Origin of the sequence: Streptomyces sp. NRRL B-24484, from assembly GCF_000717715.1 — a bacterium.
GTDB lineage: Bacteria > Actinomycetota > Actinomycetes > Streptomycetales > Streptomycetaceae > Kitasatospora.
The window spans coordinates 1-8,305 of record NZ_JOAI01000092.1; the positions used below are offsets into that span (position 1 = coordinate 1).

At 73.4% G+C, this 8,305-nt stretch carries 11 protein-coding genes and 1 pseudogene; 7 read left to right on the plus strand and 5 right to left on the minus strand.

Features of this window, described 5'->3' with window-relative positions; all coding sequences use genetic code 11:
* The 3 genes from IE98_RS0140910 to IE98_RS0140920 form a co-directional block, all read right to left on the minus strand.
* Positions 1-943: electron transfer flavoprotein subunit alpha/FixB family protein (locus IE98_RS0140910; protein WP_030277745.1), on the minus strand; the 943-nt coding region annotated here is incomplete at its 3' end.
* 47 nt (positions 944-990) lie between these two features.
* Positions 991-1,776 (minus strand): electron transfer flavoprotein subunit beta/FixA family protein, encoded by a 786-nt coding sequence (locus IE98_RS0140915; protein WP_420706272.1) that lies wholly within the window; start codon positions 1,774-1,776, stop codon positions 991-993.
* Positions 1,777-2,143: 367 nt separating this feature from the next.
* Positions 2,144-2,551, minus strand: a complete 408-nt coding sequence (locus tag IE98_RS0140920; protein WP_043176335.1) for a TlpA family protein disulfide reductase — start codon at positions 2,549-2,551, stop codon at positions 2,144-2,146.
* A 303-nt stretch (positions 2,552-2,854) separates the two neighbouring features.
* On the opposite strand from IE98_RS0140920, the gene IE98_RS0140925 reads away from it, so the two are divergent.
* The 7 genes and pseudogenes from IE98_RS0140925 (at position 2,855) to IE98_RS43985 (ending at position 7,402) form a co-directional block, all read left to right on the plus strand.
* Positions 2,855-3,280, plus strand: coding sequence for a DUF4395 domain-containing protein (locus IE98_RS0140925; protein WP_030277751.1), 426 nt, complete (start codon positions 2,855-2,857; stop codon positions 3,278-3,280).
* Positions 3,281-3,578: 298 nt separating this feature from the next.
* Positions 3,579-4,349, plus strand: a complete 771-nt coding sequence (locus IE98_RS0140930; protein ID WP_030277752.1) for a lysophospholipid acyltransferase family protein — start codon at positions 3,579-3,581, stop codon at positions 4,347-4,349.
* Positions 4,350-4,511: 162 nt separating this feature from the next.
* Positions 4,512-5,606 (plus strand): TolB family protein, encoded by a 1,095-nt coding sequence (locus IE98_RS0140935; RefSeq protein ID WP_106976862.1) that lies wholly within the window; start codon positions 4,512-4,514, stop codon positions 5,604-5,606.
* A gap of 52 nt (positions 5,607-5,658) precedes the next feature.
* A complete protein-coding gene (locus tag IE98_RS49915) occupies positions 5,659-5,817 on the plus strand; it encodes a DUF664 domain-containing protein (RefSeq protein ID WP_159401253.1) in 159 nt (52 codons plus the stop codon).
* Entirely contained in the window at positions 5,811-6,152 is a 342-nt protein-coding gene (locus IE98_RS43980) for a DUF664 domain-containing protein (protein WP_052391607.1), read from the plus strand. Before IE98_RS49915 ends, IE98_RS43980 begins: the two co-directional genes overlap by 7 nt.
* An 87-nt stretch (positions 6,153-6,239) precedes the next feature.
* Positions 6,240-6,752 carry a DUF2199 domain-containing protein gene (locus IE98_RS0140945; RefSeq protein WP_078661708.1) on the plus strand — a complete coding sequence of 171 codons (513 nt, stop codon included), beginning with the start codon at positions 6,240-6,242 and terminating at the stop codon, positions 6,750-6,752.
* 124 nt (positions 6,753-6,876) lie between these two features.
* Positions 6,877-7,402: pseudogene (locus tag IE98_RS43985) on the plus strand (histidine phosphatase family protein).
* 63 nt (positions 7,403-7,465) lie between these two features.
* Here the strand turns inward: IE98_RS43985 and IE98_RS0140955 are convergent.
* Together IE98_RS0140955 and IE98_RS0140960 are read right to left on the minus strand one after the other, a co-directional pair.
* Positions 7,466-7,783: a hypothetical protein gene (locus IE98_RS0140955; RefSeq protein ID WP_030277757.1), complete on the minus strand. Its 318-nt coding sequence runs from the start codon at positions 7,781-7,783 to the stop codon at positions 7,466-7,468.
* Complete coding sequence (locus IE98_RS0140960; RefSeq protein ID WP_052391608.1) at positions 7,780-8,190, minus strand: DUF2809 domain-containing protein; 411 nt, start codon at positions 8,188-8,190, stop codon at positions 7,780-7,782. The genes IE98_RS0140955 and IE98_RS0140960 overlap by 4 nt, the downstream gene beginning before the upstream one ends.
* Between the last annotated feature and the right edge of the window lie 115 nt (positions 8,191-8,305).

Here is an 8,305-nt window from a genome sequence, read left to right on the forward strand (position 1 = left end):
CCTCGGCGGTGAGCTGGGGCAGGACGGTGAAGAGGTCGCCGACGACGCCGTAGTCGACGAGTTCGAAGATCGGGGCCTCGGGGTCCTTGTTGATGGCGACGATGGTCTTCGAGGTCTGCATGCCGGCGCGGTGCTGGATGGCGCCGGAGATGCCCGCGGCGACGTACAGCTGCGGGGAGACCTGCTTGCCGGTCTGGCCGACCTGGTTGGTGTGCGGGTACCAGCCGGCGTCGACGGCGGCGCGGGAGGCGCCGACGGCGGCACCGAGCGCGTCGGCGAGGTCCTCGACGACGGTGAAGCCCTCGGCGGCGCCGACGCCGCGGCCGCCGGAGACGACGATCGCGGCCTCGGTGAGCTCGGGGCGGCCGGAGGCGACGCGCGGGGTGCGGGCGGTGACGGTGGCGGCGTTGCCGGTGAGGGCGACGGTGACCGGCTCGACGGTGCCGGCGGCGGGGGCCGGCTCGGGGGCGGCGGCGTTCGGCTTGACGGTGATCACCGGGGTGCCGGTGGTCACGGTCGACTTGACCTGGAAGGACGCGGCGAACACCGACTGGGTGGCGATGGGGCCGGTGTCGCCGGCCTCGAGGTCGACGGCGTCGGTGATGATGCCCGAGCCCAGGCGCAGCGCGACGCGGGCGGCGACCTCCTTGCCCTCGCCGGAGGAGGTGACCAGGACGGCGGCGGCGCCGGTGGTCTTGGCGATCTGGGTGAGGGCGTCGACCTTGGGGACGACGAGCCGGGTGGTGAACTCGTCGGCGTCGGCGGTGTAGACCTTGGCGGCGCCGTACTCGGCGGCCTTGGCGGCGATGTCGGCGGCGGCCGCTCCGGCGCCGAGGACGACGGCGGAGGGCTCGCCGATCCGGCGGGCCAGGGTCAGCAGTTCGAGGGCCGGCTTGCGGACCACGCCGTCGGCGTGGTCCACGAGAACCAGGATCTCAGCCATGATTCGTTGCTCCTGATCGTTCGTTGGATGCGCGCGTCGGGGTGGGCTCAGATGAACTTCTGCTCGGCGAGGTAGGCGGCGAGCTGCTTGCCGCCCTCGCCCTCGTCCTTGACGACGGTGCCGGCGGTGCGGGCCGGGCGGGCGGTGATGTCGGCGACCTTGGTCCAGGCGCCGGCCAGGCCGACCTCGTCGGCGTCGATGCCCAGGTCGTCCAGGTCGAGCTCGGCGACGGGCTTCTTCTTCGCGGCCATGATGCCCTTGAAGGAGGGGTAGCGGGCCTCGCCGGACTGGTCGGTGACCGACACGACGGCCGGCAGCGCGGCCTCGACCTGCTCGGTCGCGGCGTCGCCGTCGCGGCGGCCCTTGACCACGCCGCCCTCGACCGACACCTCGGACAGCAGGGTGGCCTGCGGCACGCCCAGCCGCTCGGCGAGCAGCGCGGGCAGCACGCCCATCGTGCCGTCGGTGGAGGCCATGCCGCACACCACCAGGTCGAAGCCGGTGTTCTCCAGCGCCTTCGCCAGCACCGCGGACGTGGCGATCACGTCCGAGCCGTGGATGTCCTCGTCGTTGACGTGCACGGCCTTGTCCGCACCCATCGACAGGGCCTTGCGCAGCGCGTCCTTCGCGTCGTCCGGACCGACGGTCAGCACCGTCACCTCGGCGTCCCCGGAGGCCTCCGCGATCCGCAGCGCCTGCTCCACGCCGTACTCGTCCAGCTCCGACAGGAGGCCGTCCACGCCCTCCCGGTCGGTGGTGGTGTCGTCCGCGAAGCGACGGTCACCGGTCGCGTCGGGCACGTACTTCACACAGACAACGATCCTCAAGCTCACGGCCTGTCTCCTGTACTGGTCCTGTCCGGCGGCTGCGGCTGTGCAGTCGGGCGGAACGCATGCTCCTGCCCGCACGCGGGCCGCGTCTTCCTGTGCCCGTCCGGAACTTCCTGGCAGCATACTCGCCAGTAGCTCAAACAGGCTACTGGCGAGTAGCTTAGTGCTGCGATGCTCCGGACGTGGCGCCCCGTCCGCCGCCGCACGCCTCGCCCGGCAGGCTTCCGGGACGGCTGCACTGCCGTCTGCGCCCATCCTGCCCCAGGCGGCGCCCCGTACCACCTGACCGGGCGGCAGATCCGCTGTGAGATTGAAGGTCTTGACAACGCCGACGACGATCGGCGCGCCCGTGACCGCCCGTCCGGGCCGGTCAGACCGCCTCTCCGAGGGCGGCGACGACGTCCGCCCGACGCGGCTGCCCGGCGGCGCGGCGGATCACCCGGCCGGTCGCATCGAGCACCAGCACGGTCGGTGTGCGCAGCACGTCCAGCCGGCGGACCAGGTCGAGCCTGGACTCCGCGTCGATCTCCACGTGCGCCACGCCCTCGACCATGCCGGACACCTCCGCGAGCACCCGGCGGGTCGCCCGGCACGGCTGGCAGAACGCAGTCGAGAACTGCACCAGCGTCGCCCGTTCCCCCAGTTCGCCGCCCAGGTCCGCCGCCGTCAGCCGCACCGCTCCGCCCTTCACCCGCAGCCTTCCGTCCCGGTGCGCGCGCAGCAGACCGAAGGCGCTCGCCAGCACCAGCACCGCCCCGCACACCATCAACCCGGTCACCGCACCAGTGTCCCGCACCGCTCCCGGTCCGCCCGAACCGCACCCGCCCTGCAGCCGGCGCGGCGCACCCGCAGGCGCGGCGCACCCACGGGCACCCGCGCCACCACGTGGACACCGCTCGACCGGTCGCCGCCGAGGGCCCTACCATCGCCGGATGGACCCGTCCCGCCCCCGGCTGCCCCGGCTGACCACCCGCCGCGTGGTCGACCTGTGCCGGGCCACCGCGTCCCGCTGTCGCTGACCGCGGCCGCCCCGAACGGCCGACCAGGTCCCCGACCGGTTCGCGTCCCAGGAGTCCCCTCCGTGCTGATCGACCCTCGCGGCCCGCGCTTCGCCGCCGCGCTCACCTCCGCCGTCCTCGCCGCCGTCCTGATCACCGGCAGCGGCATCCTGCTCGCCGTGCAGGCCGCCGTCTTCGCCACCGGCGCCCTCGCCGGCCTGCAGCGTTCGCCGTACGGTCTGCTCTTCCGGGTCCTCGTCCGGCCCCGGCTCGCCCCGCCGCGGGAGCTGGAGGACGCCCGGCCGCCACGCTTCGCCCAGGCCGTCGGCCTCGCCTTCGCGCTCGCCGGCACCCTGGCCTCACTCGCCGGTGCCGACGGGCTCTTCCTCGCCGCCACCGGCCTCGCCCTGGCCGCGGCCTTCCTCAACGCCGTCTTCGGGTACTGCCTCGGCTGCGAGGCGTACCTGCTGCTGCGGCGCGGCACGGACCGGGTCGGCGTACGCGCCTGAGAGCTCCGGGCGGCTGCCCCGCTGCCGTTCCGGCGCCGGCCGGGCGGCCGCCCCGGCGGACGGTCGGCGGCGGCACGGGCGGCGGGTTCCCGGGTGAGACGCAGCTCTCACGTGACGTAGCCCTCGCCGCCGATTCCCGCCCCGCGGACCCCGCCGCGTGACATCGGGCACGTCTTCGGGGGATCATCGGGCTGAAACACCCGTGGCCGCCGCGGCGTGCCGCGCCCTCGCCGGTCGGCCCCGACGACCCGGGTACCGCCGGACCGGGCATCAGGCCCGACGAAAAGTAGGGCTGACCGTGGCTGAGTTCGTGTACCCGCCGGTGATCCGCGCCGCCTTGACCGCGTTCAAGGCGCTCGACCTGCGCGTCTCCGTCGTCGGAGCCGAGCACGTCCCCGCGACGGGCGGCGCCGTCCTGGTGAGCAATCACATCAGCTACCTCGACTTCATCTTCGCCGGCCTCGGCCCGTGGCGCGGCGGCAAGCGGCTCACCCGGTTCATGGCCAAGGACGACGTCTTCAAGCACCGCATCTCCGGCCCGCTGATGCGCGGCATGCGGCACATCCCGGTGGACCGCACCGACGGGCAGCCCGCCTACGACGCCGCCGTCGCGGCACTGCGCGCGGGCGAGATCGTCGGTGTCTTCCCCGAGGCCACCATCAGCCGCTCCTTCATGCTCAAGAAGTTCAAGACCGGCGCGGCGCGGATGGCGGCCGACTCCGGCGCCCCGCTGCTGCCCGTGATCCTCTGGGGCACCCAGCAGCTGTGGACCAAGGGCCGCCCGAAGACCCTCACCAAGCGCCACGTCCCGATCACCGTCATGATCGGCGAGCCGATCGAGCTCACCCCGCAGGACAAGCCGGTCATGGTCACCCGCCGGCTGCGCGCGGCCATGAGCGAGATGCTCGACCGCGCCCAGCGCGAGTACCCCGCCAAGCCGTCCGGCGAGGACGACACCTGGTGGGTCCCGGCCCACCTCGGCGGCACCGCGCCCACCCTGGAGGAGGCCGAGGCCGCGGAGGCCGCCGAGGCCGCCGCCAAGGCGGAGCGCGCGGCCGAGTCCGACTGACCCTGCCGACCCCCCGCCGCCCGGCGTACGAACCGCTCGTCCCGTACGCCGGGCGGTCGGTCGCATGCGCACGGCGAGCGTGTCGGCGGCGGCACGGATATCCCGATCTGACACAGTGGCAGCTCTCGCGGGGGGGCTCGACCGCTTCGGGGGGCCGACCCGGTGACGGAGACCATCCACGTGCTGTGCCGCACCCGACCGACCGTCCGGCTCGCCGCCGGAGCCCTGACCGCCCTCGCACTGCTCCCGGGCTGTGCCGCCGATCCCCCGCCCCGGCCCGAGGGCGCCCCCTCGCCCCTGTACGGCGGCAGCGGCACCAACGGCCTCATCGCCGGCCGGACGTACCTCGACAGCGAGAAGCAGACCAGCGCGGTCTTCACCGTGGCCCCCGACGGCAGCGGGCTGCACCAGGTCACCAAGCCCGATCCGAACACCCTGGACGACCACCCCGACTGGTCGCCCGGCGGCACGGCCATCGCCTTCGACCGGACCATCGCCAACGGCACCGCCCGGATCTGGACCATCGCCCCCGACGGCTCCGCCGCCCGGCAGCTGCCGGCCGTCTGCCAGGAGGGCGATCCCTCGTGCGCGGTGGAGGACGAGAGCGCCCCCGCGTACTCGCCCGACGGCAGCCGCATCGCCTTCAGCCGCGGCTGGGGCGCCCTCGACACCTCCGCGGACCAGATCCAGTACAGCGACATCTACGTGATGGACGCGACCGGCGCGAACCCCCGCCGGCTCACCACACTCACGCAGGACCAGCCCTATGCCGGGGACGTCGACGACCCGGCGTGGTCCCCCGACGGCAGCCGGCTGGTGTTCTCGTTCCGGACGGGCGACTCGGGCCGGCCCTCCGACTCCCGCGCCCTGTTCATCGTGAACGGCGACGGCAGCGGGCTCCGCCAGCTCACCCCCTGGGACCTGGGGGCCGGCGACCGGGCCAACTGGTCGCCCGACGGCAGCCGGATCGTCTTCACCACCTACCCGCCCGGCCCCGACGCCGCCCCGGGAGGCGGCATCTACACGATCAACCCCGACGGCAGCGGCACCACCACCCTGCTGTCCGGCTCGCCCGACGTCTTCTACGGCGTCCCCTCCTACGCGCCGGACGGCACCGCCATCGCCTTCGCCAAGGCGACCCTCCCGGGCCAGGCCGACATCTTCACCATGCATCCGGACGGCACCGCCGTCACCCCCGTGACCCGGACCGCCGACACCTGGGAGAGCCGCCCCAACTGGGGCACCGCAACGCCCTGACCAGCAGGACCGGACGCCACGACCCTGCTTGCCCTGGGTAGGGTCGTGGCGCATGACGACACCTCAGCTCTCCACCGCCACCGAGCGGGACGCCCTCTGCGGGTTCCTCGACAAGCAGCGGGCCGCCCTGCTCCGCACCCTCGACGGTGTCAGCGAGGAGGACGCCCGGAAGGCCCCACCGCGAGCACCCTCACCCTGCTCGGAGTGCTGAAGCACAACGCCCTCTGGGAGCGCCGCTGGTTCCAGGTGATCCTGGCCGGCCGGCACTTCCCCGACGAGTGGCCGCACGACGAGAACGGCGCGGACGACGACTTCGTCCTCGGCGAGCACGACACCGTCGCCCGCTGGGTCGCGTCCTACGAGGAGCAGGTCACCGTCGCCCGCGGGATCGTCGCCGCCACCGACCTGGACGCCCCGTGCGCCTGGCCGAAGCTCGCCCACCGCAACCTCCGGTGGGTCCTCCTCCACATGATCGAGGAGGTCGCCCGCCACGCGGGCCACGCCGACATCATCCGCGAGACCCTCGACGGCACCCACAGCAGCTGAGTCCCACCGCCCGCGAGCCCCGGCGGAGTTCCCGCAGCGCCGGACTCGGCGGCACGGGCCGCCCGGCCTGCGGATATGCTCGCCGGCATGGCTTCCGACCACGGCTACTCCTGCGCCTGCTGCGGCGGCCGACACGGCGACGTCCCGATGAACTTCTCCAGCCCCGCACCGGTCCACTGGGACGGGTCGCTCGCCACGGACCCGGACAGCCTGCTGACCGACGACCGGTGCGTCATCGAGGGCGAGCACTTCTTCGTCCGCGGCATGGTCGAACTGCCGGTGATCGGCAGCGACGAGGTCTTCTCGTGGGGCGTCTGGGTCTCGCTCAGTGCGGGCAGCTACGCCCGTTCCGTCGAGGTCTGGGACGAGCCGGGCCGCGAGAACGAGCCCTCCGCCTTCGGATGGTTCTCCACCGAGCTCCCGGTCTACCGGCCGACGACCGTCAACCTCAAGACCCGGGTCCACACCCGCCCGGTCGGCGAGCGCCCGTGGATCGAGCTGGAGCCCACCGACCACCCGCTCGCCGTCGAGCAGCGCACCGGCATCACCATGGGCCGCGTCCGGGAGATCGCCGACGCCGTGCTGAACGCCGGTCGCTGACGCCCCCTCCGCCGTGACCGACCCAGCATGACCGGCCCGGCATGACCGGCCCGGCCGCGGGGAAGGCCGACGATGCACACCACCGTCGGACCACGCGTCGGACCGCTCTCCCCCGAGGACCCGGATGGCCGTCGACCTCGTCTACGAGTCGCACTCCACCACCACCGACAACGAGGCGGGCATCGCCACCGGCTGGCTCCCGGGGCGGCTGTCCGACCTGGGCCGGCGTCAGGCCGCCGAACTCGGCGAACGCCGACGCGGCGGCGGATTCGCCGCAGTGTTCACCTCCGACCTGCACCGGGCGGTCGAGACCGCGGCCATCGCCTTCCCCGACGGCCGCCCGCCCGTCCACCGGGACCGGCGGCTCCGCGAATGCCACTACGGCGACCTGGACGGCGGCCCCGCCGCGTACGTCGCCGCCCTGCGGACTGGGTTGCCTGGACGAACCCTTCCCCGGCGGGCAGAGCTACCGTCAGGTCGTGCGGGCCACCGCCGACTTCCTCTTGGAGCTGGCCACGGCGCACGACGGCCGCCGCGTCCTGCTGATCGCGCACTCCGCCAACCGGTGGGCCCTGGACTGCCTGCTCACCGGTGTCCCGCTGGAGGACGTCCTGCGGGAACCGCCGGCCTGGCGCCCCGGCTGGCACTAGACCCTGCCGGCCAGCTGGCTCCCGCCCGCCGGTCGGCACCCGCCGAGCCCCTGAACCTTCGCGTCAGTCGTCACCGAACGGCTCGTCGCTCCAACGGAACCACGCCCGGTCGCCGTCGATGTGCAGCAGGAACTCCGCGACCGGCCCGTCCGGGGAGGCCAGCGTCAGCGCCTCGGCGATCCGGTCGTACGCCTCGTCGAACCGCTCCTCGTACTCCTCCGCCTCCAGCAGGGCGAGCGTCTCGGCGAACCACGGAGCCACCGCAGGGTAACCCGGTCCCGGCCGGAACGTCCCCGCCAGCCACGGGAAGTCGGCCTCGTCGATGTCGATCTCGCCGACGAGGTCCGTACCTCGCGTCAATCTCCAGACCTGGCCACTCATGTCGGTTCTCCTCCCCTGTCGCGATCCGCATCCTGCCACGACCCACGGACGAAGCCCCGGTGGATCACCCAGCAGCACCACGCGCCGACGGCGTACCAGAACAGGTCCGGCACGTTGAAGGTCGATCCCAGGACGAGCCGCGCCGCCGTGCTCTCCGCCGACCACCGCGCCGGCAACCCCGTCATCTGGAAGAACTCCACGCCCCAACTCACCAGCAGCGCCATGACAGCGGCCCTGCCCGGCCTCACCTTCGGCGCGACCAGGACCACCAGCACGTACACGAGCACGGTGTACAGCGCATCACCGCCGTACTTCGCCACCACTCCGGTGGCGGCCGCCCGCAACCCCAACCCCGCCAGCACGGTCAACAGCCCGACTGCAGCCGCACCCCACCGCATTCCACGCATCCTGTGATTCCCCTCTGGAAATGCGAGAAGCCCCGCCCGGTGTCCCCGGGCGGGGCTTCTCAGAAGAATTGTTCGGCGGCGTCCTACTCTCCCACAGGGTCCCCCCTGCAGTACC

Bases quoted from the DNA above. Each gene is read 5' to 3' on its own strand.
- IE98_RS49915 (WP_159401253.1), top strand. From the start codon at position 5,659: ATGACGACACCTCAGCTCTCCACCGCCACCGAGCGGGACGCCCTCTGC.
- IE98_RS0140945 (WP_078661708.1), top strand. From the start codon at position 6,240: ATGGCTTCCGACCACGGCTACTCCTGCGCCTGCTGCGGCGGCCGACAC.
- IE98_RS0140955 (WP_030277757.1), bottom strand. From the start codon at position 7,783: ATGAGTGGCCAGGTCTGGAGATTGACGCGAGGTACGGACCTCGTCGGC.
- IE98_RS0140960 (WP_052391608.1), bottom strand. From the start codon at position 8,190: ATGCGTGGAATGCGGTGGGGTGCGGCTGCAGTCGGGCTGTTGACCGTG.